Annotated in this window: 20 protein-coding genes and 1 tRNA gene; 11 read left to right on the forward strand and 10 right to left on the reverse strand. The window is 73.2% G+C overall.

Annotated features, from left to right (window positions below):
- Nucleotides 1-21 precede the first annotated feature (21 nt).
- The 5 genes from ABZS66_RS12540 to ABZS66_RS12560 are packed head-to-tail and all read right to left on the reverse strand — an operon-like array spanning nucleotide 22 to nucleotide 4136.
- Complete coding sequence (locus tag ABZS66_RS12540) at nucleotides 22-975, reverse strand: zinc-binding alcohol dehydrogenase family protein (protein WP_354757225.1); 954 nt, start codon at nucleotides 973-975, stop codon at nucleotides 22-24.
- Between the two features lies 1 nt (nucleotide 976).
- Complete coding sequence (locus ABZS66_RS12545) at nucleotides 977-1339, reverse strand: hypothetical protein (protein ID WP_354757226.1); 363 nt, start codon at nucleotides 1337-1339, stop codon at nucleotides 977-979.
- Entirely contained in the window at nucleotides 1336-2199 is an 864-nt protein-coding gene (locus ABZS66_RS12550; protein WP_354757227.1) for an extradiol ring-cleavage dioxygenase, read from the reverse strand. Before ABZS66_RS12550 ends, ABZS66_RS12545 begins: the two co-directional genes overlap by 4 nt.
- A gap of 18 nt (nucleotides 2200-2217) precedes the next feature.
- Nucleotides 2218-3000: a citryl-CoA lyase gene (locus ABZS66_RS12555; protein WP_354757228.1), complete on the reverse strand. Its 783-nt coding sequence runs from the start codon at nucleotides 2998-3000 to the stop codon at nucleotides 2218-2220.
- Nucleotides 2985-4136 carry a CoA transferase gene (locus tag ABZS66_RS12560; protein WP_354757229.1) on the reverse strand — a complete coding sequence of 384 codons (1152 nt, stop codon included), beginning with the start codon at nucleotides 4134-4136 and terminating at the stop codon, nucleotides 2985-2987. Before ABZS66_RS12560 ends, ABZS66_RS12555 begins: the two co-directional genes overlap by 16 nt.
- Nucleotides 4137-4523: 387 nt before the next feature.
- Here ABZS66_RS12560 and ABZS66_RS12565 point away from each other — a divergent pair, with 387 nt between their 5' ends.
- The 7 genes from ABZS66_RS12565 to ABZS66_RS12595 all read left to right on the forward strand — a co-directional run bounded on the left by ABZS66_RS12565 (nucleotide 4524) and on the right by ABZS66_RS12595 (nucleotide 17459).
- Nucleotides 4524-6290 carry an amidohydrolase family protein gene (locus ABZS66_RS12565; protein WP_354757230.1) on the forward strand — a complete coding sequence of 589 codons (1767 nt, stop codon included), beginning with the start codon at nucleotides 4524-4526 and terminating at the stop codon, nucleotides 6288-6290.
- Between the two features lie 532 nt (nucleotides 6291-6822).
- The gene (locus ABZS66_RS12570; RefSeq protein ID WP_354757231.1) at nucleotides 6823-9435 is read left to right on the forward strand and encodes a glucosidase; all 2613 of its coding nucleotides are present in this window, start codon (nucleotides 6823-6825) and stop codon (nucleotides 9433-9435) included.
- A complete protein-coding gene (locus ABZS66_RS12575) occupies nucleotides 9432-11375 on the forward strand; it encodes an amylo-alpha-1,6-glucosidase (RefSeq protein ID WP_354757232.1) in 1944 nt (647 codons plus the stop codon). Before ABZS66_RS12570 ends, ABZS66_RS12575 begins: the two co-directional genes overlap by 4 nt.
- Before the next feature lie 104 nt (nucleotides 11376-11479).
- A complete protein-coding gene (locus ABZS66_RS12580) occupies nucleotides 11480-12451 on the forward strand; it encodes a hypothetical protein (protein ID WP_354757233.1) in 972 nt (323 codons plus the stop codon).
- Nucleotides 12452-12504: 53 nt separating this feature from the next.
- Complete coding sequence (locus ABZS66_RS12585; RefSeq protein WP_354757234.1) at nucleotides 12505-12936, forward strand: hypothetical protein; 432 nt, start codon at nucleotides 12505-12507, stop codon at nucleotides 12934-12936.
- A complete protein-coding gene (locus ABZS66_RS12590) occupies nucleotides 12937-13263 on the forward strand; it encodes a hypothetical protein (RefSeq protein WP_354757235.1) in 327 nt (108 codons plus the stop codon).
- A gap of 302 nt (nucleotides 13264-13565) precedes the next feature.
- Entirely contained in the window at nucleotides 13566-17459 is a 3894-nt protein-coding gene (locus ABZS66_RS12595) for a ThuA domain-containing protein (protein ID WP_354757236.1), read from the forward strand.
- A 33-nt stretch (nucleotides 17460-17492) separates the two neighbouring features.
- On the opposite strand, the gene ABZS66_RS12600 is transcribed toward ABZS66_RS12595, so the two are convergent.
- Both ABZS66_RS12600 and ABZS66_RS12605 read right to left on the reverse strand, forming a co-directional pair.
- Nucleotides 17493-17747: an acyl-CoA-binding protein gene (locus ABZS66_RS12600; protein WP_354757237.1), complete on the reverse strand. Its 255-nt coding sequence runs from the start codon at nucleotides 17745-17747 to the stop codon at nucleotides 17493-17495.
- Between the two features lie 9 nt (nucleotides 17748-17756).
- Nucleotides 17757-18773 (reverse strand): medium chain dehydrogenase/reductase family protein, encoded by a 1017-nt coding sequence (locus ABZS66_RS12605; protein WP_354757238.1) that lies wholly within the window; start codon nucleotides 18771-18773, stop codon nucleotides 17757-17759.
- Between the two features lie 82 nt (nucleotides 18774-18855).
- On the opposite strand from ABZS66_RS12605, the gene ABZS66_RS12610 reads away from it, so the two are divergent.
- Nucleotides 18856-19449 carry a TetR/AcrR family transcriptional regulator gene (locus ABZS66_RS12610; protein WP_354757239.1) on the forward strand — a complete coding sequence of 198 codons (594 nt, stop codon included), beginning with the start codon at nucleotides 18856-18858 and terminating at the stop codon, nucleotides 19447-19449.
- On the opposite strand, the gene ABZS66_RS12615 is transcribed toward ABZS66_RS12610, so the two are convergent.
- On the reverse strand, nucleotides 19430-20404 hold the full coding sequence (locus ABZS66_RS12615; protein ID WP_354757240.1) for an NAD(P)-dependent alcohol dehydrogenase: 975 nt from the start codon (nucleotides 20402-20404) through the stop codon (nucleotides 19430-19432). The two genes, ABZS66_RS12610 and ABZS66_RS12615, sit on opposite strands and share 20 nt — an antisense overlap.
- A 103-nt stretch (nucleotides 20405-20507) precedes the next feature.
- Between ABZS66_RS12615 and ABZS66_RS12620 the strand changes: the two genes are divergently transcribed.
- Both ABZS66_RS12620 and ABZS66_RS12625 read left to right on the forward strand, forming a co-directional pair.
- Nucleotides 20508-22322 carry an ankyrin repeat domain-containing protein gene (locus ABZS66_RS12620; protein WP_354757241.1) on the forward strand — a complete coding sequence of 605 codons (1815 nt, stop codon included), beginning with the start codon at nucleotides 20508-20510 and terminating at the stop codon, nucleotides 22320-22322.
- Between the two features lie 30 nt (nucleotides 22323-22352).
- Nucleotides 22353-22425: transfer RNA gene (locus ABZS66_RS12625), tRNA-Ser, on the forward strand.
- 2 nt (nucleotides 22426-22427) lie between these two features.
- On the opposite strand, the gene ABZS66_RS12630 is transcribed toward ABZS66_RS12625, so the two are convergent.
- A complete protein-coding gene (locus tag ABZS66_RS12630; protein ID WP_354757242.1) occupies nucleotides 22428-22802 on the reverse strand; it encodes a DUF488 family protein in 375 nt (124 codons plus the stop codon).
- Nucleotides 22803-22960: 158 nt separating this feature from the next.
- Between ABZS66_RS12630 and ABZS66_RS12635 the strand changes: the two genes are divergently transcribed.
- Nucleotides 22961-23611 (forward strand): hypothetical protein, encoded by a 651-nt coding sequence (locus ABZS66_RS12635; RefSeq protein ID WP_354757243.1) that lies wholly within the window; start codon nucleotides 22961-22963, stop codon nucleotides 23609-23611.
- Nucleotides 23612-24133: 522 nt separating this feature from the next.
- Here the strand turns inward: ABZS66_RS12635 and ABZS66_RS12640 are convergent.
- A complete protein-coding gene (locus ABZS66_RS12640; RefSeq protein ID WP_354757244.1) occupies nucleotides 24134-24874 on the reverse strand; it encodes a BTAD domain-containing putative transcriptional regulator in 741 nt (246 codons plus the stop codon).
- Nucleotides 24875-24932: the final 58 nt, after the last annotated feature.

Raw genomic sequence — 24932 nt, forward strand, 5'->3', positions numbered from 1 at the left:
CACCCAGGGTGTGAGGGGTGTTCAGAGTGGTGCAATACCGATCTCGCGGCGGCGGGCCTGGCTCGACCAGGCCGACGGGGCCTCCGCGAGCGGGATCTCCTGGTGGTCGACGGTGAGGCGGCCGGCGAGGGCGTGGTCGGCGATGAGCCGGATCGTGGCGCCCTTCTCGGTGGCGCTCAGCTCGTTGTTCGTGTAGCCGAGCACCCGCAGCGAGCCGCTGCGCAGCGTCGCCGAGTCGAGCGGGGCGGTCTCGCCCGCCGAGCTGCCGAGGTTGACCAGGCGGCCGTGCGGGGCCAGGGTGCGCAGCGCGGCCGCGGCCGGGACGCCGAACAGCGGGTCGAGGACCAGGTCGGCCGGGCCGTCCAGGGCCTCCCGGAGGCGGGCGGCGAGGCCGGCCACGTCGTCGCCGTCACCCAGCGGTACGACCGCGTCGGCGCCGAGCCGGCGGGCGCGCTCCTGGGCGGCCGCGGACCGGCAGGCCGCGACCACCCGGCGGGCGCCGTGGAGGCGGGCGATCTGCAGCGCGGCCTGGCCGACGATCCCGCCGCCGCCGAGGACGAGGACCTGCTCGCCGACCCGCAGCTCGCCGCGCCAGGTCAGCGCCTTCCAGGCGGCGACCGCCGACAGGCCGAGGGCGGCGACCAGCTTCGGGTCGACGCCGTCGGGCAGCGCGACGACGTCGGCCGCCGGGACCACGACGCGCTCGGCCATGGAGCCGTCGCCGGGGCGCATGCCGGCGTCGGTCGGGAACCACACGGGAGTGCCGTCGTCGAGGGTGCCGACGCCCTGCACGCCGGGGACGTACGGCAGCGCGGGCGCGCCGAAGTACGAGGTACCGGTGGCGCACAGGACGTCGAGCGGGGTGATGGGCGCGGCGGTGAGGGTGACCGCGACGAAGCCGTCGCCGGGGACCGGGTCGGGCCGGTCCACGACGACGGGCGGCTGTCCACACTGGACAACGGTGAGGGCGCGCATGTCAGGTCGCGATGTCCGGGTACGGCAGGTCGAAGTGGGCCAGCCGGACGGCGTACTGCTTCTGGAACGCGAGCGGCTCCTCGTGGTCGCGCTCGAACATGGCGATGAACAGCGTGAGCGTGAGGAACGGGTGCGCGCCGAGCTCGAACAGCTTCACGTAGTCGTGCTCGACGAGCGCGTCCCGCTCGGTGTCCTCCAGCCGCAGCCAGGTGGTGGCCTCGCCGCTGTGGCTGTTGAGCAGGCTGGCGCCGAGCGACGTCTCCCACCAGGCGACCGTGCCCGCCGGGTCCTCCCGGTAGCGCTCCACCAGGTCCGGATCGCGGTCCACCGTGTACAGGAACTTGTCCAGGAGGTACTTGCTCATGCCGGCGCTCCGTTCGGGTACCAGGTGAAGTACGCCTCCATCGTGTGGAACAGGTCGTAGGTGTCGACGTAATCGGCCTTCCGGCCGTCGCCGGCGACGCCCATCATGAGCATGAAGTCCATGAAGCCGTGGGTCGCGTTGCCCGGCGCGTGCAGGCTGTCCAGGGTCACCTCGGACAGGCAGCCCTCGATGTCGCCGGTGGCGATCCACTCGACGGCACGGCGGTCGAACTCCGGGTCGGGGCCGTGCGGGCCGAACTGGCGCGGCCCGCCGAGCTCCAGCGACAGGTGCCCGGTGCCGACGACCGCGACCCGCAGGTGCGACGGCCACGACTCGACGAGCTCCCGGATCGTGCGGCCGAGCTGCACGAACCGCTTCGGCTGCGGCAGCGGCGGCGCGAAGATGTTCGTGTACACCGGCACGATCGGCAGGTCGGCCTCGGGCCGCAGGGTGATGATCGGGCAGGTGACGCTGTGGTCGATGCGCAGCTCGTTGCTGAACGCGAGGTCGAACCCGGCGTCGAGGCCCTCGCGCAGGATGTGCGCCGACAGGTCCTCCTGCCCGCGCAGCAGCATGCGCGGCAGGCCGAACTCGCGCTCCTCGTTGTACCAGTTGGCGTCGTAGAACGGCGCCTTGCCGACCAGGAACTGCGGCATGTTGTCCAGCCACAACTGATGGAAGTGGTCGGAGCCGACCATGACGAGCACGTCGGGATTCGCTCTGGTCAGCGTCTCGCGGAACTTGAGGATCTTGCGGACCCACTCGTCGGCGAACGGCGGGCGGTCCTCGCCGGTGGCGGTCGACGCCTTGTAGTAGAAGGGGTGGTGGGTCGAGGCGATGACCGCGACAACTTCGGCCATGGCGGTCCTTTCCGGAACCTAGGGGGTGTAGCGGGCGTTGCGGTCGACGGTGCGGTAGATCTCCATGCCGAGGCCGGTGCGGCGCTCCTCGGCGAGGTGGCCGAGCAGCCCGGCGGCCCGGGCCAGCAGCGCGAAGCCGCGCAGCAGGTCGACAGGGAGGCCCAGGTCGGCGAGGGCGGCGCCGCAGACGCCGGCGCCGTTGAGCGGCAGCGTTCGGCCGAGGATCGCCGGGTGGACCCGGCCGATCGCCTCGAACAGCCGCAGGTGCGGCCCGCGCAGGCCCTCCTCGTCGGCGATGCGGATGAGCACCGGGGTGCGCGGGTCCTGGACCTTGTGGACCGGGTGGCCGAGGCCGGGCACGAGGCGGCGGGCCTCGCGGGCGGCGGTGACGGCGTCGGTCGCGAGCGCGTCCCAGCCGGCGTCGTCCTCCGGCAGGTCCCCGGCGGCGGCGAGGGTCTCGGCGAGGAACCGGCCGGCGTCCTCGGTCACGCCCAGGAAGCGGGAGCCGCCGCCGAGCAGGCCGGCCGCCAGCGCGCCCTGCAGCGACTCGGGGGCGGAGACGTAGGTGACCCGGGCGGCGATCGCCGTGGGCGTGAAGCCGTGGTCGGCCAGCGCCACCAGTACCGTCTCGAAGACCCGCGTCTCGGCGGGCGTGGGACGGCGGCCGGCGACGAGCCAGAACGCCAGCTCGCCGAAGCCCACCTTCCCCATCAGGTCGGCGGCCAGGTCCTGGCCGAGCAGCCGGATCTGGTCGGCGTCGGACGTGCCGATCCCGGTCGGGAAGCTCAGCTCTTCAGCCACTGGCGGATCTCCTCACCGTGCTCGTCGAGGTCCGGCGGCGGCAGCTCGTAGCGGGCGGCCGTGCCGGAGAAGCGGATCGGGTTGCGGATGCCGGGCACGCCGCCGGCGAGCACGACCGGGTCCAGGCCCAGCTCGTCGGCGAGGCGCACCCCGCCGTCGATCGTGTTGATCGGCGCGCACGCGACGCCGGCCGCGGTGAGGTCGCGGAACCACTCGTCCTTGGTCCGCGTCGCGAGCCGCTCGACGAGGTACGGCCGCAGCGCCTCGCGGTTGGCGGTGCGGTCCTGGTTGTGCTCGAACCTCGGGTCGCCGACCAGGTGCTCCAGGTCGAGGACCTGGCACAGCTTGCGGAACTGCCCGTCGTTGCCGGCGATGACGATGAGCTCGCCGTCGGCCGTCGGCAGCGGCTCGTACGGGAACAGGCTCGGGTGCGCGTTGCCCATGCGGAACGGGACGGTACCGCCGGCGACGTACCCGCTGGAGTGGTTGACCAACCCGGACAGCGCCGACGACAGCAGGTTGACCTCGACGTGCTGCCCGGAGCCGGTGGCGTCGCGGTGGCGCAGCGCGGCCAGGATGCCGATGCTCGCGTGCAGCCCGGCCATCACGTCGAAGACCGAGATACCGGCCCGGTACGGCGGGCCGTCGGGGTCGCCGGTGAGGCTCATCAGCCCGGAGATCGCCTGCACCATGAGGTCGTAGCCGGGCAGCGCGGCGCCCGCGCCCGAGCCGAAGCCGCTGATCGACGCGTACACGATGCCCGTGTTGCCGGCCGACACGGTCGCGTAGTCGAGCCCGAACCGGGCCAGGCCGCCGGGCTTGAAGTTCTCGATGAGGACGTCGGCGCGGGCGGCCAGGGCCTGCGCGACGGCCAGGTCCTCGGGGTCGCGCAGGTCGAGTGCGATGGAGCGCTTGTTGCGGTTGATGCCCAGGTAGTACGTCGAGACGCCGTCCCGGACGGGTGGCATCCAGGTGCGGGTGTCGTCGCCGCCGGGGCCCTCGACCTTGATCACCTCGGCGCCGAGGTCGGCGAGGAGCATCGTCGCGTAGGGGCCGGCGAGGATCCGCGAGAAGTCCGCCACCAACAGGCCGCTCAGCGGCCCCGGCGGCCGGTCGGCCTGCTCGGTGTGCGTCATCAGCACCCTCTCCGGTCGGCTGTCCGTTAGACGGACGATCGTCCGCGCCTTGTCAGTCTCAGTCTCCGATGGGGTGCTGTCAACCGCCTCCGGCCCGTTCCCAGCATCCTGTCACGCGGCTGGCCGGGCGCCCGCGGAACCCCGTTCGTCAGCGCTGACCGCTAGACGGACCGATGTCCGAAGCCAGCCGCTCCGTCCACCCGCCAGATGGCCGCACCTCGGCCCTCATCCGGCTCGCTGTCCGCTGGGCGAACATGGGTCCGGATGGCAACTGGAAATGTGTCCTTGACAACACGAGGTCACAGGCACAGTGTGATGTCGATCGGTCCGCTAGACGGACGATCGTCCGCCAATTTGCACCGTGAGCTCACATTCCCAGGAGTACTCATGGCAGACACCCACGGCCTCTCCCGCCGCGGCCTGATCGTCGGCGGCGGCACCGTCGCCGCGGCCGCCGCCCTCGCCGCCCCCTCCCCCGCCCACGCCCACACCGACGGCCGCGCCGACGACGAGGACCTGCTCCTCGTCAACGGCCGGATCCACACCATGGACGACCGAGACTCGGTCGTGTCGTCCGTCCGCATCGCCGGCGGCCGGTTCACCGCCGTCGGCCGCGACGCCGAGCGCGGCGGCGGCGCGGCGCGGAAGATCGACCTGCGCGGCCGCACCGTCGTCCCCGGGCTCATCGAGAGCCACAGCCACTTCGTCAGCCTCGCCAACCGCCCCGGCTACCACGTCGCCGAGTGGGAGCTGGCGAAGAACGTCGCCGAGGTCCTCGCCTTCCTCAAGGCCCGCCGCAGGACCGTCCCGCCCGGCGGCATGATCACCGCGATGGGCGCCGGCACGCCCCGCATGTTCGCCGAGCAGCGGCTGCCCACCCTGGCCGAGATCGACGCCGTCGTGCCGGACCGGCCGGTGTTCCTGTACCAGAGCGGCTTCGGCCCGGCCCGGGTCAACACGCTCGGGAAGCAGTTCTTCGAGTCGATCACCGACCTGCCGGTCACGGTCGCCGAGGACGGCACGATCGCCGGCGGCAACCCGAACATGGCCAACCGCGCGCTGTACCACCTCCGCATCCGCCAGACGTTCGCGGACAAGCAGCGCAGCGCGCTCGACGCGATGGCGTACACGGCGAGCGTCGGGCTCACCACGATCCTCGACCAGACCCTGGTCGCGACCGCGAACGGCACCCTGAACCCGGCGGCGCTGGACCCGCAGCCGACCGACGGGCTGCCGACCCTGAACCACTTCCGGATGTACGACGCCTGGCTCGCCCTGCACGCCGAGGGCCGCGCCTTCATCCGGCTGCAGATGAACTTCCTGCACAACCAGGGGTACATCGCCGAACTGGGCGGCCTGGACAAGCAGCTGCCGGAGCTGCGCGAACGCCTGAAGAACCAGTTCCCGTTCTTCGGCGACGACATGCTGCGCACCGGCGGCATCGGCGAGTGGGCGGCCCCCTTCGCCCTGCCCACCAACGCCAACGGCTACGCGGTCTGGCTGGAGTCGCAGCGCCTCGTCGCCAAGGCCCGCTGGCGCAACGAGAACGCCCAGGCGGGCAGCGCCACGTCGACCGCCGCGATCGAGCAGGTCGTCGCCACGTACGAGGCTGTCGACGCCGAGTTCGGCATCAAGGACCTCCGGTGGGGCCTGCAGCACGCCGACTACGCGACGCCGGACCAGCTGGCCCGGCTCAAGAAGCTCAACTGCGGGGTGTCGGTGTCGGGCTTCCGCTGGCTGGGCGGCCTGCCCCGCGCGGACGGCCTGCCGGTGGGCCCGCTGTTCAAGGACATCCTCGCCAGCGGCATCCCGATGGGCATGCACGAGGACGGCATCCACATCGCGCCGCACAACCCGTGGTTCGCGCTGCACTACGCGACGACGGGCCTGAACGTCCTGGGCCAGCAGATCAACCCGGGCCAGCAGATCACCCGCCAGCAGGCGCTGCGCTCCTACACCCGGGGCAACGCCTGGTACCTCAACCGCGAGGACGACCTGGGCTCGATCGAGCGCGGCAAGCTCGCCGACCTGGTGGTCCTGGACCGGGACTACTTCACGGTCGCGGACGCGGCGCTACGGGACACCCGCGCGATCCTGACGCTCGTGGACGGCAAGGTGGTCCACGACACCGGCACCCTCTCCGGCCACCGCTGACTCCAGCCCGGGTCTCGGTCGATCGACCGACCTAGAGAGCACACGGCTCGGTCGGTCGACCGAACGAACGCACTACGCCACTCGCCTACCCGGCTGCCCGGTCCGGTCGGTCGGTCGACCGACCGAAACCACCACCCCAACACCACCTCGGTCGACCGACCGACCGAACGCACCACGCCGCTCGCTCACCCGACTGCCCGGCTGCGTGGGTTCGGTCGGTCGGTCGACCGACCGAACCCACCAAGCCAGCACCACGTCAGTCCGTCAGTCGGTCGGTCGATCGAACTCGCCACAGCAGCACCACGTCAGTCGGTCGACCGACCGACACTCGCCACGCCAGCTAATCCGCCGCAAAGCGGCGAAGGCGGCAGCGCCCTCCATGATCCATGGAGACTTTTGGCTGTCATGGCGACCAGAACTTGCCATCGATCATGAACGGCGCGGACCTCATCGGCGGGGATCGAACAGCGGAGCGCCGGTCACGCCGGGCGGGTGACGTCGGGCGGCGGCGGCTGATGATCCGCTTGTCCATGTGAGCAATCCGGAACGGGAGCGGGTGGCCTCCTTCGGGCGGCCCGAGGACGGGCTGGCGGAGGCCACCCCCTGGTACCAGTGGGGGCCGTACCTCAGCGAACGCGCATGGGGCACCGTGCGCGAAGACTACAGCGACAGCGGCACCGCCTGGGAAGCCTTCCCCCACGACCACGCGCGGTCCCGCGCCTACCGCTGGAACGAGGACGGCCTCGGCGGCATCAGCGACGTCGGCCAGCGGGTCTGCTTCGCGCTCGGGCTGTGGAACGGCCAGGACCCGATCCTCAAGGAGCGCATCTTCGGCCTCACGGGCAACGAGGGCAACCACGGCGAGGACGCCAAGGAGTACTGGTGGTACCTCGACGCCGTGCCCAGCCACGCCTGGATGCGCTGGCGGTACCACTACCCCCAGCGGGCGTTCCCCTACGAGCAGCTGGTCAGCGAGAACCGCCGCCGGTCCCGGGCCGAGCCGGAGTACGAGCTGCTCGACACCGGCGTCTTCGACGACGGCCGGTACTGGGTGGTCGAGACCGACTACGCCAAGGCCGAGCCGGACGACGTCCGGATCCGGGTGCGGCTCACCAACACCGGCCCCGAGCCGGCCACGCTGCACGTGCTGCCCACGGTGTGGTACCGCAACACGTGGTCCTGGGACGACAACGTGACCAAGCCCCGCCTGGCGACGGCCGGTGAGGACGCGATCGGGATCGAGGGGCCGCTGGTCCTCCAGGCCGCCCCCGGGCCCGACGGGACGATGCCGAGCCAGCTGTACTGCGAGAACGAGACCAATGCCCTGCGGCTCTTCGGCGCGCCGGCGGTCACGCAGTTCCCGAAGGACGGGATCAACGACCACGTCGTGCACGGCGCGCCCACGGTCAACCCCGCGCGGGAGGGCACGAAGGCCGCGTTCTGGTACCGCGTGACGGTCGCACCGGGCGAGACCGCACACCTGTCGCTCCGGCTGGCCCCGCAGGCCGACCCGAAGGCGTTCGGCCCGGGGTTCGACGCGGTGCTGGAGCAGCGCCGGGCCGAGGCCGACGCGTTCTACGCGGAGCTGACCCCGGAAGGGACGAGCGACGAGGACGCCCGGACCATGCGGCAGGGCTTCGCCGGCATGATCTGGGGCAAGCAGTTCTACCACTACGACGTCGCGCGCTGGCTGAACGGTGACCCGGCACAGCCGCCCCCGCCGCCCGGGCGGCGCACCGGGCGCAACGCGAGCTGGCGGCACTTGGACGCGGCGGACATCATGTCGATGCCCGACCCGTGGGAGTACCCCTGGTTCGCCGCCTGGGACTCCGCCTTCCACGCCGTCGCGCTCGCCCACCTGGACCCGGCGTTCGCGAAGTACCAGATGATCCTGCTCTGCCGCGAGTGGTTCCAGCACCCGAACGGGGCGATCCCGGCGTACGAGTGGGCGTTCGACGACCTCAACCCGCCGGTGCAGGCCTGGGCCGCGATGCAGGTGTACGACATCGACGGCCGGCGCGACACCGCGTTCCTCATGCGGGTGTTCTCCAAGCTCGTGCTGAACTTCACCTGGTGGGTCAACCGCGAGGACCACGACGGCAACAACGTGTTCGAGGGCGGCTTCCTCGGGCTGGACAACATCGGCCCGATCGACCGCTCGCACCTGCCGCACGGCTACCGGCTGGAGCAGTCCGACGCGACCGCCTGGATGGCGTTCTACTGCCTCAACCTGCTGGAGATGGCGCGCGAGCTGGCCAAGCAGGACCCGGCGCTGCACGACCTCGCGGTCAAGTTCCTGGAGCACTTCGCGCTCATCTCCGAGTCGATGCGCGAACGCGACCTCTGGGACGAGCAGGACGGCTTCTACTACGACGTGCTGCGCGGGCCGGACAACACCGCGGTGCCGCTGCGGGTGCGCTCGATGGTCGGCATCATCCCGTTGTTCGCCACGAAGGCGCTGCACGAGGACGAGTTCGAGCGGGTCCGCCGGTTCGCCAAGAGCTTCGCCGACATCCCGGAGCACCACGTCGTGGGGACCCCCGACACGCGGTTCGTCGCGGTCGGCGTCGCGGCCCACGGGCGGGTGCGGCGCATCCTCAAGCACCTGTTCGACGAGGAGCACTTCCTCTCGCCGTACGGGCTGCGCGCGCTCTCCCGGTGGCACGCCGACCACCCGTTCACCGTGGAGCTGCCCGGCTGGACCGCGAGCGTGGGCTACGAGCCGGCCGAGTCGGTCACCGGCATGTTCGGCGGGAACTCCAACTGGCGCGGGCCGCTGTGGGTGCCGCTGAACTACCTCGTCCTGCGCACGCTGGAGGACTACCACACCAACCTGGGTGACTCGGTGAAGATCGAGTACCCGACCGGATCCGGGCAGCAGCGCACCGCCGGCGAGATCGCCGAGGATCTCCGGCAGCGGATGCTCTCGCTGTACCGCAGAGGCCCCGACGGCCGCCGTCCGGCCTCGGGCTGGGTGCGGACGCTCCAGGACGACCCGCACTGGCGGGACAACCTGCTGTTCTACGAGTACTTCCACGCCGACGACGGCGCCGGGCTGGGCGCCACGCACCAGACCGGCTGGACCGGGCTGCTGGCCGAGCTCGTGGCCCGGCCCGTCGGGCGCCGCACGGAGGTGGAGCGATGATCACGTTCGGCCGGCAGGTCTGCGGCGACCTCGGCGCCGCCGCCGCGCGCGAGTGGCTGGTGACCGACGGCCTCGGCGGGTACGCGATGGGCACCGTCGCCGGCCTGCGCACCCGGCGGTACCACGGCCTCCTGGTGGTTGCCGAAACGGGCGCCGGAACGGGCGCCGGAACGGGCGACGAAGCGGGCAACGGAACGGGCAACGGAACGGGCGGCAGCGCGCGGCGGCTCGGCCTGGCCGCGCTCGATCCGGTGGTGACGGTCGGCGACCGGCGCTGGCGCCTCGCCACCGACGAGTGGGCCGGCGGTGCCGTGGATCCGGCCGGGCATGTGCACCTGGCCTCGTTCGCCCTCGACAACGGCGTGCCGGTGTGGCGATGGGACCTCGGCGACGTGGTCGTCGAGCGGGAGATCGCGATGGCCCACGGCCGTGCGGCGGTCGGTGTGGTGTTCCGGGTACTGCGGGCGCCGCGCCCGGTCACCGTGGAGCTCATCCCGCTGTGCACCTGGCGGGACCTGCACGGCGAGCGCCTGGCGTTCGGCGATCCGCAGGTGACCCCGGTCGCGGGCGGCTTCGAGTTCGAGGGCGCCTACCGGGTGGGCGGCCCCGGCTGGCAGCCCGGCGGCGAGTGGTTCCACGGGGTGTACGCCCGCGAGGAGGCCGCCCGCGGCCTGAACCCGGTCGAGGACCTGTGGGCGGCCGGCCGATTCACCGCCACGCTGGAGCCCGGCGCGGCGATGGAGGTGACGGCGGTCGCCGGCGGCGGCCCGCTGCCGAGCGCCGCGTCGCTGGTCACCGCCGCCCGCAAGCGGGCCCGGAAGCTCGCCCGCCAGGCCGGCTCGGGGGTCCCCGCACCGCTGGCGGTCGCCGCCGACCAGTTCGTCGTCACCACCCCGACCGGCCCGTCGGCGGTGGCCGGGTACCCGTGGTTCGGCGAGTGGTCGCGGGACCTCATGACGTCGTTCGAGGGCCTGTTCCTCACCACCAACCGGCCGGCCGAAGCTCGCGACGTGCTGCTGCGGGCGGGCGCGACGCTCTCGGAGGGGATGCTCGCGAACACCGCCGACACGGGGACCCTGGAGTACAACACCGCCGACGCGGCGCTGTGGTTCCTGCATGCGATCGGGCGGTACCACGCGGTCACCGGCGATCTCGACACGGTCGCGCTGCTGGCGGACGCCATGGACGAGGTCCTGCGGTGCCACCAGCGCGGCACCCGGTACGGCATCGCCGCCGACCCGGCCGACGGCCTGCTCACCCAGGGCAAGCCGGGCTTCGCCCTGACCTGGATGGACGCCCGCGTCGACGGCCAGCCGGTGACCGACCGCCAGGGCAAGCCGGTCGAGATCAACGCGCTGTGGATCGCGGGCCTGTCGGTGACGGCGTCGCTCTTCGACCGCCTGCGCCGCCCGCACGACTGGTCCACCGCCGCGGCCCGCGCCACCGCGTCGTTCCGCCGCCGCTTCCCCCGCCCGGACGGTGCCGGCCTCTACGACGTGGTCGACGGCCCGTGGGGCGACGACGCCTCGGTCCGGCCCAACCAGCTGCTGGCGGTGGGTCTTCCGCACGCCCCGGTCGACGACCCGGCCGTGGTCGAGCTGTGCCGGGCGGAGCTGCTGACGTCGCTCGGCCTGCGCTCCCTCTCCCCGTCGTCCCCGTCGTACGTGGCGCACCACCGCGGCGGCCCGCACGAGCGGGACCACGCCTACCACCAGGGCACGGTCTGGCCCTGGCTGATCGGCCCGTTCACAGACGCGGCGCTGCGGGTGGGCGCCGACACGACGGGCCTGCTGGACGGCCTCGACCTGCACCTGTCGGAGTGGGGCCTGGGCTCGGTCTCGGAGACCGCGGACGGCGACGCCCCGCACACCGCGACGGGCTGCCCGTTCCAGGCCTGGTCGGTGGCCGAGCTGCTCCGCGCCCACGCCCTGCTCCACTGAGGCGGAGCAGGAGCAGGCGCGGAACAGGCGCGGAACGGGGCAGCGCAAGATCGTCCGGTCGGGCATACTGGCCGTCCCCGCACCCCGCCGGCCGACGGAGCACCATGAACCAGCCGCACGACCCCTTCGACGATCTCCAGGACTGGGCGAAAGAGGCAGAGCGGCGACAACGGCGGGCGCACCGGTGGCGGTCCCTGCGGCACCCCGCCGTGCGCAATACCGCGTTCGTCGTCTCGGCGGCGGTGGCGGCGGTAGTGCTGGCGGCCGCGATCGGCGCCGTGCGCAGTCCGGACGACGCCGGGGAGCCGGCGGCCGCCTACCCGACGCAGTCCGTGCCCGAGGGCGTCACCGCCACGACGTCGGCGAGTGCGGTGGTCGTCAGCGGGCCGTTCGACGGTACCCCCGCGGCCGCCTATCCGAAGGGTGAGGCCGGCATCACGATGCCACCGGCGACCGCCGTGGCCGGGTTCACCGTGGCGCAGGTGCAGGCGGCGCTCGCGCAGGTCCGGGCGGCGCTCGTGGCCGGGCGGCTGGACCGCACGATGCTCGTCGGGCACGACCCGTCGGCGTTCCTGGCGCTGCTCGCGCCGAACATCCGCGACGACATCCAGGGCTGGTTCACCAAGGGTCGGCACAGCGGCGTCGCGACCTGGGTCGACCCGTCCGTCACGCTCGACCCGGCCGAGCCGCCCCGGGTCAGCGGCCGGGTGACGTTCGCCGCGGCGACCATCGACGACGTCCCGACGCTCCAGGTGACGACCAACTTCGTCTGGGTCTACGCCTTCACCGGCGGTGCCCAGCCGATCGCCGCCGTGCACGACGAGATCCGCTGGGACTTCCCGACCCACCCCCGGCTCCGCAAGGGCGACGAGGGCGTGTGGATCGGGAACACCAGCTCGTACCTGGCCTGGATCAACTGCGCCGCCGCCGCGAAGGGCCTGCTGGCCCCGGACCGCGGCACGGGCGGCGCGGCGCCCGCGGCGAGCGAGGACCCGGACGCGTTCCTGCGCCCCGACCACGCCCTCGCCATCACCGACGGCTGCGCCGGTGCGTCACCGGGAGCGTCCGCACCGTGAGCCGCCACGCAGCAGACGGGTCGTCGGCGCCGGGCGTGGTTACGCTCGATGCCATGGGGACTGACAACGGGGACGAGTGGACGCCGCGGTCACGGGTCGGCGCGGTGGTCGTCGCGCTGCTGAACGGTGACGCGGAGGGGGCCGAGCGGGCCGCCGGGCAGCCCCCGGAGCCGCACGACACGCCGGTGCTGGACGCCGCGATCCGCCTGGCCGTGCGCAGCCTCTTCGACGAGGACACCCCGCCCGAGGACGTCGCCGCGTTCGTGGCGTCGACGGCCCAGGACGTGGACCTCGACCCGGCCGCCGCGGAGGCCCTGATCCGCACCCAGCTGGGCGAGGAGGGCCTCCTGGACGGGTTCCCGCCCCAGGTGGTGACCGACACGACCTGGTCGATGCTGGGGTATCTCTGCGACCGCCAGCTCGGCCGCGAGGACTCCTTGCAGCTGGTCGAGCAGGCCGAGGAGACGGCCATGCCGGCGGCATAGGTGGACGATCCGCACATCCACGTCGAAGCGGGCATCCCGCGCTCCGGGCCGACCGTGCGCAACCTGCTCGCGTCCACGTTCGGGCTGGTCGGGGAGCTGCCGGCCGAGGTGGAGACCGGGTGCGGGCGGCGGGTGCGGACCGCGATGACCTCCAGCCGGCCGGAGAGCGTCACGTGCCTGGCCTGCCGGGAGCATGCGCACCGGCAGCACCTGCGCCTCGCCGACCAGGTCGAGGAGCTGTCGCGGATGGCCGGGTCGGCCGTCACGCCCGCGCAGGGGGCCGAGGCCGCGGCCCGGTTGCGGGAGACGGCCCGGCGCTTCGCCTAGGCTCTGGCCCAGGCCGCAGCAATTTATGAAGATGAAACCGTTGTGGGGTGTCGGCGAGTCTGCTTAACTGTCCGCACCGCGCCGAGAGAGCGCTCTCTCCAAGATCGGCTCGACCGCCGCGGTGGAAGGGAGGACAACCCCGGCGATCGCCGCCGCACACGGCGATCGGCAGCCACACCCCACCATCCGGTCGGCACTCCGTGGCCCTGGCCGCCTTCGGCGAGGCGACGCGACGGGCCGCGCGACCGGTCCCGCAGACGTGATCGGCGCACGTCGCACATCGACATCCTGACAGGAGCGTCATGTTTCGCAGAGTCCTGCTCTGCGTCGCCGTCGTGCTCGCCGCCACGGGGATCAACGCCGTCCCGGCCTACGCGGCCGACTTCTCGGTGCTTGTCTTCAGCAAGACCGCGGGGTTCCGGCACGACTCGATCCCGGCGGGCATCGCCGCGATCCAGCAGCTCGGCACGCAGAACAACTTCACCGTCGAGGCCACCGAGGACGCCGGCCAGTTCACCGCCACGAACCTGGCCCGGTTCAGGGCGGTCATCTGGCTGTCCACCACCGGCGACGTCCTCGACGCCGCCCAGCAGACCGCGTTCGAGAACTACGTCCGGGGCGGCGGCGGCTACGTCGGCCTGCACGCCGCGGCCGACACCGAGTACGACTGGGCCTGGTACGGCAACCTGGTCGGCGCGTACTTCGCCAGCCACCCGGCGATCCAGCCGGTCCGGGTCCGGGTCGAGGACACCGTCCACCCGTCCACGGCCGGCCTGCCGGCGACCTGGAACCGCACCGACGAGCTGTACAACTACCGCACCAACCCGCGCCCGAACGTGCACGTGCTCGCCAACCTCGACGAGACGAGCTACACGGGTGGCTCGATGGGCACCGACCACCCGATCTCGTGGTGCCGCGCCTACGACGGCGGCCGCTCGTGGTACACCGGCCTCGGCCACACCATCGAGAGCTTCAGCGAGGCCAACTTCCGCACCCACCTGCTCGGCGGCATCCGCTACGCCGCGCAGGGCACCGGCTCCTGCACGGTCGGCACCAACCCGCCGGCCGGGGGCACGTTCTCGCAGGTGAACCTGGCCAAGGGCGTCGCCGAGGTGGGCGAGCCGATGGGCCTGACGGTGCTGCCGAACCGGGGCGTGCTGCACACGTCGCGCGACGGCGTCATCCGGTACACCGACGTCAACGGCAACACGAAGGTCGCCATGACCCTCGCCGTGTACAGCCACGACGAGGAGGGCCTGCAGAGCATCAAGGCGGACCCGAACTTCGCGACCAACAAGTGGGTGTACGTCTACTACGCCCCGCCGCTGTCGACGCCGGGCGGCGACGCGCCGGCCAACGGCACGGCGGCCCAGTTCGCGCCGTTCAACGGCTCGAACCGGCTGGCGCGCTTCACGGTGCGCGACGACTACACGATCGACCCGAACTCGGGCGTCACCGTCCTCGACGTGCCGACCAGCCGGGGAACGTGCTGCCACGTCGGCGGTGACATCGACTTCGACGCGCAGGGCAACCTGTACCTGTCGACGGGCGACGACACCAACCCGTTCGAGTCGGGCGGCTACGCGCCGCTGGACGAGCGGGCCGACCGCAACCCGGCCTACGACGCGCAGCGCACCTCGGGCAACAGCAACGACCTGCGGGGCAAGGTCCTGCGGATCAAGCCGGGCGCGACCGGCGGCTACACGGTCCCGGCCGGCAACATGTTCGCGCCGGGCACCGCGAGGACCCGTCCCGAGATCTACGCGATGGGCTTCCGCAACCCGTTCCGGATGAGCGTCGACAAGGCCACCGGCGTCGTCTACCTCGGCGACTACGGCCCCGACGCCGGCACCGCCGACCCGAACCGCGGGCCGGCCGGCACGGTCTCCTTCGAGCGGATCGCCCAGCCGGGCTTCTACGGCTGGCCGTACTGCTCGAACTACAACACGCCCTACAACGACTACACCTTCCCGAGCGGACCGTCGAACGGCCTGTACAACTGCGCCGGCGGCCCGACGAACAACTCGCCCAACAACACCGGCATCACCGCCCTGCCGGCCTCGCAGGCCGCGTGGCTGCCCTACGGCGGTGCCGGCCCCTCGCGGCCGGAGCTCGGCGGCGGTGGGCCGATGGGTGGCCCGGTCTACAACTTCAACGCGGCGCTGGTCTCCGATGTGAAGTTCCCGGCCTCCTACAACGGGAAGGTCTTCCTCGGCGAGTTCACCAGCCGTTGGATCAAGACGGTCACCCTGAACGGTAACGGCACGGCCGGCGCGATCGAGCCGATCCCGTGGTCCGGAACCGCGATCATGGACATGGAGTTCGGGCCGGACGGCGCCCTGTACGTGCTCGACTACGGCACCACCTGGTTCGGCGGCGACGCCAACTCGGCCCTGTACCGCATCGAGTACAACAGCGGCGCCAACCGGGCACCGATCGCCCAGATCGGCGCCACCCCGTCGACCGGCGCGGCGCCGCTGACCGTGCAGTTCAGCTCGGCCGGCAGCAACGACCCGGACGGCGACCCGATCACGTACGCCTGGGATTTCACCACCGACGGCACCACCGACTCCACGGCGGCCAACCCGACGTTCACCTACCCGGCGAACGGCGAGTACATCGCGACGCTGACGGTTCGGGACAACGGCGGGAGGATCTCGACGGCCAGTACGGTCATCGGGGTCGGTCGGCCGTCGATCACGCTGGTCACCCCGGCCGACGGATCGGTGTTCCAGTTCGGCGACCTGGTGCCGTTCCAGGTGCAGGTCACCGACCCGAACGCCGGCACCATCGACTGCAACCGGGTCGTGGTCAACTACGTCCTGGGCCACGACAGTCACGGTCACCCGATCACCAGCAAGAACGGCTGCAGCGGGTCGATCCAGACCACTGTGGATGGTGAGCACGACGCCAACGCGAACATCTTCGGGGTTCTCGCCGCGGTGTACACCCCGGTCAGCGGGACCGCGGTCCAGGACCAGCACGTGCTGCAGCCGCGGACCCGGCAGGCCGAGCACTACGGCACCATGAACGGCGTCCAGCTCGCCGCCAAGGCCAGCGCGCACGGCGGCAACGCCGTCGGGTACGTCGAGAACGGCGACTGGATCTCCTTCACGCCGTACAACCTGGCCGGCGTCACCGGTTTCAAGGCGCGGGTCGCCTCGGCCGGCCTCGGCGGCACACTGACCGTGCGGGTCGACTCGCCGACCGGCCCGGCCGTGTCGACGGTGCAGGTCGCCCCGACCGGCGGCTGGGAGACGTGGGTCGATGTCAACGGCACGGTGAACCCGCCGGCCGGCACGCACCAGTTGTACCTGGTGTTCACCGGCGGTACCGGCGGATCGCTGTTCGACATCGACGACTTCACGTTCACCTCGGGCACCACCCCGCCGCCGCCCACGTCGACCAACCTGGCCCTGAACAAGCCGGCGACGGCGTCCTCGACCGAGGCGGGCGCCTACCCGGCGACCGCGGCGGTCGACGGCTCGCTCACCACCCGGTGGGCCAGCGCGTTCGCCGACCCGCAGTGGATCCAGGTCGACCTGGGCCAGTCCTACGCGATCGACCGGGTGAAGCTCACCTGGGAGGGCGCGTACGGCTCGGCGTACCAGATCCAGACGTCGGCGAACGGCACCACCTGGACCACGGTCAAGACCGTGACCGGGGCCGACGGCGGCGTGGACGAGCACACGGGCCTGGGCGCCACCGGCCGCTACGTGCGGATCAACGGCACCACCCGGGCGACGGCGTGGGGCTACTCGCTGTGGGAGTTCGAGGTGTACGGCGGGAGCACCCCGCCGCCGCCCACGTCGACCAACCTGGCCCTGAACAAGCCGGCGACGGCGTCCTCGACCGAGGCGGGCGCCTACCCGGCGACCGCGGCGGTCGACGGCTCGCTCACCACCCGGTGGGCCAGCGCGTTCGCCGACCCGCAGTGGATCCGGGTGGACCTGGGCCAGTCGTACTCGATCAACCGGGTGAAGCTCACCTGGGAGGCCGCCTACGGCTCGGCGTACCAGATCCAGGTATCGGCCGACGGCACCAACTGGACCACCGTGAAGACGGTGACCGGCGCCGACGGCGGCGTGGACGAGCACACGGGCCTGGCGGCCACCGGCCGCTACGTCCGGATCAACGGCACCACCCGGGCCACCGCGTGGGGCTACTCCCTGTTCGAGTTCGAGGTCTACAGCTGACCTCCTGACCCGTGGGCAGCCTGCGGTCCGCTCCTACGACCGCAGGCTGTTCACCAGGGCGACGTAGTCGCGCTGGGCGTCCTCCTGGGACGTGCCGGCCACGGCCTTCCAGGCGTCGTACTTCGCCCGGCCGACCTGGTCGAAGATCCCCGGGCGGCTGCCGGTGGCATCGCCCTGGGTGCCCTGCTTGTACAGCGCGTAGAGGCGCAGGAGCACGTCGTTGGACGGGCGGGACGGCAGGGCCTTGGCGTCGGTCTGGGCCTGCTCGAAGTCGTCAGTCAGGGACACCCCGGCAGCCTACGGCACCAGGACGACCTTGCCGGCCACAGTGCGGGACTCGGCCAGCCGCATCGCCTCCGCCGCCTCGGTCAGCGGCAGCCGCGCCGCCACCTGGGCGGTGATCCGGCCGTCGGCCATCGCCCGCAGCACCTGGGTCAGGTCGGCGCGCAGCCGCGCCCGGAAGCGGTCGCGGGCCAGGGCGCGGCCGGCCCAGATGTTGTAGAAGTACGCGCGCCGGCCGTTCGGCAGCGCGTTCCAGCGCCACACCCGGGACAGGATCCGCAGCACCGGGAGCTGCTTGTTGCCCGCGTCGTCGCGGGTCGTCGCGCTGCCGTAGGCGACCAGGGTGCCGCCGCGGGCGAGCAGGCGCCACGACGCGTCGACGCTGGGGACGCCGAGGTGGTCGAAGACCGCGTCGACGCCGCCCGGCGCGAGGGCGCGCACCGCGGCCGGGACGTCGGCGCGGTAGTCGACCGGGGTGACGCCCAGGGCGCGCAGGTGGTCGTGGTGGCGGGGCGCCGCCGTGCCGATCACCCGGGCGCCGGCCAGCAGGGCGAGCTGCACCAGCACCGTGCCCACCCCGCCGCTCGCCCCGTGGACCAGCACGGTCTGGCCGGCCCGCACGCGGGCCTTGCGGTACAGCATCTGCCACGCGGTGATGCCGTTGACCACCACGGTCTCGGCCGCGGCGGGGTCGAGGCCGGCCGGGACCGGGACCACGTCGGCCGCGTCGGCGACGACGTGGCTGGCCCAGCCGCCGACCTTGGTCAGCACCGCGACCCGCTGCCCGAGCAGCGCCGGGTCGGCGCCCGGGCCGGCCGCGTCCACGACGCCGACCAGGTCGTAGCCGGGGACGAACGGGAACGGGGGCTGGTCGTAGTACCGGCCGCGGCGCATCTGCTGCTCGGCGAACGACACGCCGGTCGCCTCGGTCCGGATGAGCACCTGGCCCGCGCCCGGGTCCGGCATCGGAGTGCGGCGCACCTGAAGGCCCTCGGGCTCCACCACGCCGGGCAGGACGATCTCGGTCCGCATGATTATTGCTCCTCACGTTTGTTAGAACATCTAACGCAAGTATTATGGCCTCACAGGACGAGTGTCAAGCGGAGGATCTGGCATGGGGCCACGCGAGCGGTACCGGGAGCAGGTCCGCGACGAGATCAAGGCGCACGCCTGGGAACAGGTGGCGACGGCCGGCGCGACGGCGCTGTCGCTCAACGCCATCGCCAAGCAGATGGGCATCAGCGGTCCCGCGCTGTACCGCTACTTCGCCAGCCGCGACGACCTGATCACCGACCTGGTGCTGGACGCGTACCGCGACCTGGCCGAGACGTGCGAGGCGGCGTACGCGGCCGGGGACACGCCGGCGGGCCGGCTCACCGCGACGGCGGCCGCGATCCGCGGATGGGCCCTCGCCGCCCCGCACCGGTACCTGCTCATCTACGGCACGCCGGTGCCCGGCTACGCGGCCCCGCCGGAGTCGACGGCGCTCGCCTCGCGGATCATGCGGCTGCTGCTCGACGGCTTCACGGCGGCCGGTGCCGCCGCGACGGAGGCCGACGAGCACGCGCTGCGGTTCTGGACGCGCGTGCACGGCGTGCTGAGCCTGGAGGTCGCCGGCCACTTCACGGGCATGGCATTCGACCCCGCGCGGCTCTTCGCCGCCGAGGTGTCCTCAGTGGTACCGCCGGTCAGCCCGCCTGTTCGGTGAGGGTGATCACGACGTTGCCGACCTTGCGCCCGGTGTCGACGTAGCGGTGCGCCTCGGCGAGGTCGGCGAGCGAATACCGGCGGTCGATGACGATCCGCAGCTCGCCCGCCTCGACGAGCTCGCACAGCTTGGCGAGGGCCGCGTGCTTGCGCACCGACATGCCGGTGCGCACCCGCGGCCCGCCGGTCACCGCCGTGCGCACCGCGTGGACGTTGTTCACCAGCCCGGTCGTGGGCAGGTAGCTGCCGTTGCGGGCGAGCACGGGCCGGCAGGCGGCGAACGAGCTGCGCCCGACGGTGTCGAACACGGCGTCGTACGACTCGCCGCTCCCGGTGAAGTCCTCGACGGTGTAGTCGTGGACGCGCGTCGCCCCCAGCGACGTCACGAGCGCCGCGTTGCGCCCGGAGCAGACCCCGTGCACCTCGGCCCCGAGGTGCCGGGCCAGCTGCACGGCGTAGGTGCCGATGCTCCCGGACGCCCCGATCACGAGCACCTTCTGCCCCGGCCGGACCTTCGCCAGGTCGTGCAGGAAGTACCAGGCGGTGGTGAACCCGTCGACGGAGGCGGCCCCCTCGGCGTAGCTGAGCCCCGCGGGCAACGGCGCGACCGAGGCCCGCTCGGCGATGGCCTTGTACTCGGCGTTGGCCCCGACCCCGAACCCGGTGAACCCGAACACCCGGTCCCCGAGCGAGAACCGCCGCACCCCGGCCCCGGTGGCCGCGACCTCCCCGGCGAACTCGAGCCCGAGCACCCGGATCCCCTTGCGGGGCCGCCGCAGCCCGAGAACGACCCGCCCCCACCGCGGCTCCCCCCGCCGCATCCCGCACTCGGCCGAGGTGACGGTGGTGGCGTGCACCCGCACCAGCACCTGCCCGGCCCGGGGCTCGGGAACGGGCACATCCACCGCCGTGAGCACGGACGGCGGACCGTACTCCCGGAACATCACCGCACGCATGCGCTCATGGTGCGGCAGTCCCGCTGTGACTCGACTGAGAACTACCGGCCGCCGGCGAACGCCGACAAATACTGCTCTGCCATCCCGCTATTACACTCGCCGCATGGTCCGGGCCCCGCATCCGTCGGCGGTGCCGGACTGGATGGTCGAGGGCGCCACCGCGCGGCGGCTCGCCGGGGACTGGCGCGGGGCCTGCGCCGTCGCCGGGGTCGACCTCGACGTCGACCTGGGCGCGATCCGGCGGGTCCACGGCACCGAGGTCCTCCGGCGGGTCGAGGACGACCTGACGCACCTCGCGCCCGACCTGCTCCGGTGGCACCTGCCGCGCCGTCCCGACGGGCTGCTGCGCAGCGGGTTCTGGTACCCGCTCGCCCTGTTCCCCGACGGCCATGCCCTCGTCGCGTATCCGCCCGCCTGGTTCGACCGGCCGCAGCGGATCGCCGTGCGGTTCGTGCGCCTCGGCGTCCCGGGCCGCGCCGGGACGCCGGACGACAGCCTGCTCCTCCTTCGCGAGCTCTGGGATTCCAGGTGTACCGCGCAGCTGCGCGCCCGCTGCGGCGGCGTGACCCGGCTGCCGTTCTTCACCACGGGCGGCGCACGGCTGGACGACGACGCGGTGGCGGGCGACGGGCCCGAGGGCCGGGTCGAGTTCATCGCGCAGATCGACGACGAGGGCCGGCCCGCCGACGCGTGGGGCGCCGCCGGCTTCGACCTCGACGTGCTGCTGTTCGACCCGCGCTGGGGCCGCGACCGCACCGACCCGGCGGCGTTCGAGCCGGCCGCCGCCGTCCTGGCCGGCCCGCCCGCCGGGGCCGGCACCGCCGAGCGGGCGGATCGTTCCGATCGGCGCGCGGCCGTGGTCGGCCGGGCGCTGGGCTGGCTGCGGCCCGCGCACTGGTGGCTCGCCGAGGCGGCCGGGCGCGTGCGGCGCCACCTGCTCGACGTGCGGGCGAACGCGCCGTGGGACAACGACCCGGCCCGGGTCCTGCCGTGGCGGACCGACCTCGCCGAGGACGCCGGGCTGTTCCGCGTCGACCTGCGCGGGCGGTGCCTGGTGCTCGACCGGCTCGGCACCCCGCGGCCCCGGGCCCGCCTCGTCGCCACCGCGCGGTACCGCCACGCCGACGCCGAGCGCGAGGCCGCCGAGGCCGCCGAGTTCGGCGTGGTGCTCGACCGGATCCCGCGGATACCGCACGGGCTGGCCCGCCGGCCGGCCGAGCTCGACGCGCTGCGCAGCGGTGAGCTGACGCCGGACGACCTGCACCCGCTCGTCCACGCGGCGCTGTTCCCCGACCGGCCGCCGCCCCGGCCGCGGCCGGCCCCGCCACTGCCGGCGGCCGTGCGGGTGCACTGCGACGAGGCCACCCACGAGGTGGTGCTCCGCGGCGGTACCGTCGCCGTCCCGCACCGGCCCGCCGAGGTCGAGCGGGAGCGCGTGCTGGAGGCGCTCGGCGGACACGTCGCCGGCTGCGTCGCGGCGCGCGACGGCTGGCGCGACCCGGCCGTGCGGATGCCCCGCCGGATGCGGGCCCTGCGGGCCGAGCTGCTCGCCCGGGTGTGGCACGGCGACGGCCCGGCCGTCCTGGCGGCGGTCGTGCAGGGCGTCGACCCGCACGTGCGCGACGAGCGCGGCCGCACGCTGCTGCACCTGCTGCCGTGGCTGTCCGACGAGGAGGGGCGGCGCTCGTCGCCGGCGCTGGTCCGCCGGCTGCTCGACGCCGGCCTCGACATCGACGTCCGCGACCTGACCGGCGAGACGCCGCTGCACAGCGCCGTCGCGCTCGGCGCGCCCGGCCTGGTCCGCGGCCTGCTCGGGGCGGGCGCCGACCCGTTCGCGATGAGCGGCGGCCCGAACCCGCGCGCCGCCGCCTGGACCCTGCGCCCCGAACTCCAGTTCCTGCGGGCGATCCGCCGTTAGGCCCTGTCCTGGCCTAGACTCTCGGCCGGCAGGACCGTAGCGCAGAGGTTGTCGCACCGCCCTGCTCAGGCGAGGGACGCCGGTTCGAATCCGGCCGGTCCTGCCCTATCCGCCTCCGCCTTCGCCTTCGCCGAGCACTCCGGCGAGCACGGCGGCGTGGCTGTGCTCCAGGTCGCGGGTCGCCGTGAGCAGCGTGACGGGGCGCGCCTGCGCCAGGTCACGCAGGTGGCCCAGGGCCTCCTGCCGCTCGGGGGCGGACAGCTCACCCTCGTAGCGCTTGCGGAACTCGGCGAAGCGCTCCGGCCGGTGCCCGTACCACCGCCGCAGCTCGGTCGACGGCGCGACCTCCCGCAGCCACTCGTCGAACCGGTCGGCATCCTTGCGCAGGCCGCGCGGCCAGACACGGTCGACGAGCACCCGCCGGCCGTCGCCGCCCTGCGGGTCGTCGTAGATCCTGCGGGTCCGGACCGTCGCCGTCATACCGACAGGTCTTCCCCACGCCGGACAAGGTGAACACGGCCGCAGGGTAATTCCGCGATCAGCATAACGTATGCACGAGGCCCGATCACTCGGGCGAACAGTCCTGTTGAGCTGGGGTTATGCCGTCGTACGCTCGTCGCTCACGACGACAGGAGGCAATGTTGGTCGATCCCGGCATGGTCACGTGGGCCCAGGTGGTACTGCTCAACGATCGCCCGCTCCGCTACGAACTGGTGCAGGCGCTCCGGATCATGACGACCGTTCATCCGCAGGTGTACCGCCCGCGCCTGGCGCGAGCGCTCTGCACCCTGGTCGACTCCTTCGCCCCGGCCACTCCCGAGACGGCGACGGCACCACTGCTGTCCGAGGCGGCCGGCGTTCTGCGCGAGTGGTCCACGGAGGCGGTCCGCACGAACGCGTTCCAGGAGCCGATCACCCGCCGGCGCGCCCAGGACGACGGCCCGGACTGGGACCTGCTGGCGCTGTCGGTGGCCCTGGAGGGGACGGGCCGCCGCGACGCGGCACTGGCGGCGATCGAGGCCCTGGTGACGGCCGACCGCGCCCGCCGCACGACCCCACGCAGCCGCCTGGCGAGGGCCCTGCTCCACCAGGCCGCGATGCTGTCCCGCCGCGACCGCACCCCGGCGGCCGCGAAGCTCCGCGAGGAGGCCGAACGCCTGCTGCGCCAGGCCGGACCCGAACCGAGGAGCAACGAGCTGGCCGCCTTGCTGACCGATTCGCCGGCTCCCCGGCTACCCAAACCACGCCCGACGCCCACGACAAGCTGGACGACCCCGATCCGCCACTAGCCCTCGCGCGCTCGGTTGCGAGCGCCGCACGCGACCGACGTCCACGGTCAACTCGACCCACCACGAACGCCGGACGCGGGTTCCTGGCACGACGGCGATGGCAGCGTCCGTGGCCCCGGTGCGAATGCGCCGGGGCCACGAGCGGTGTCTGGCGGGCCCGGTCACACGGACGGCCGGGCCGGCCCAGGGCGACCGACACGCGCGGACGAACCGTTCGCACGGACGGCCGCGGCGCGCAGCCGGTGACGGCCACCACCGAACGGGCCCATGCGGAGTGCCGAGCCGCACGCCAGCCCTACGGCGGCCAGGACGCGGCGGCGAGCGGCCGCTGACGGCCGCGGCGCGCAGACGGTCAAGTCCACCCCACTGGCGGGCCGGCGCCGAGTGCCGAGGCACGGCAGCCCGCCCCTACAGCAGCCCATCCCTACAGCAGCCGGGACGCGGCGGTGAGCGGTCGCGAGCACGGCAGCGGCGCGCGGCCGGTCGCGGACACCGCCGAGCGGGGCGGCGCGGAGTGCCGGGTCATGCGGCCGCCCCCGCGGTGGCCGGTACGCGGCGGTGCGTGGTCGTGAGGACGGCCGCGGCGGCCGACAGGGCGGGTGGGATGCGGACGCCGAGCTCGGTCGACACGTCGCAGCCCAGGGCGAACGCTTCGCGGGCGCGGCCCTCGTGGCCCGTCGCGGCCAGCCGGGCGACGATGCGCACGATGCGCCGCTCGTCGTGCGGTGCGGTGCGGTAGGCGCGCTCCAGCCAGTACACCTCGTCGAGGACCCGGCCCTCGGCGGCGGCCAGGTCGGCGAGGCGGTCCAGGACCATCAGATACTGCTGGCGGGTGCGCTCCCGGGCCGCCTCCAGGCCCGGAGTGTCGTCGCCGGCGAGCAGGTCGCCGCGCCACAGGCCGGCGCAGGCGCGCAGCTCGGTGGCGCCCGTGCCGAGGCCGCCGCCCGCCACCGACTCGGCCGCGGTGGCGAGCCGGAACGCGTCGACGGGCGCGTCGAGCACGAGCAGTTCGCCCTGGCGGCGGACGATCCCGCCATACCGCTCGCGCAGCCTGGCCAGCACATTGCGCAGCCGGCGGCGGGCCGTGCGGGCGGGCGTGCTCGGCCACATGACGCCGGTCACGACCGGCAGGTCGGCGGTGCCGCCGCCGCGGACAAGATGCCGCAGGAGGCGCTCGGCGTGCGTCGGCGGACATGTGACGTCGGCGCCGCCCGCGAGGATGCGGAAACCGCCGAGTGCCCTGATCTCAACCCGTTCGTTCATGCCGTCAACGCTAGGAATTGCGGCGGTCCGGCACATCGGAGCACGGCATGGTTCCGGG

The sequence above is a fragment of the Dactylosporangium sp. NPDC005572 genome (assembly GCF_040605515.1).
Lineage (GTDB): Bacteria > Actinomycetota > Actinomycetes > Mycobacteriales > Micromonosporaceae > Dactylosporangium.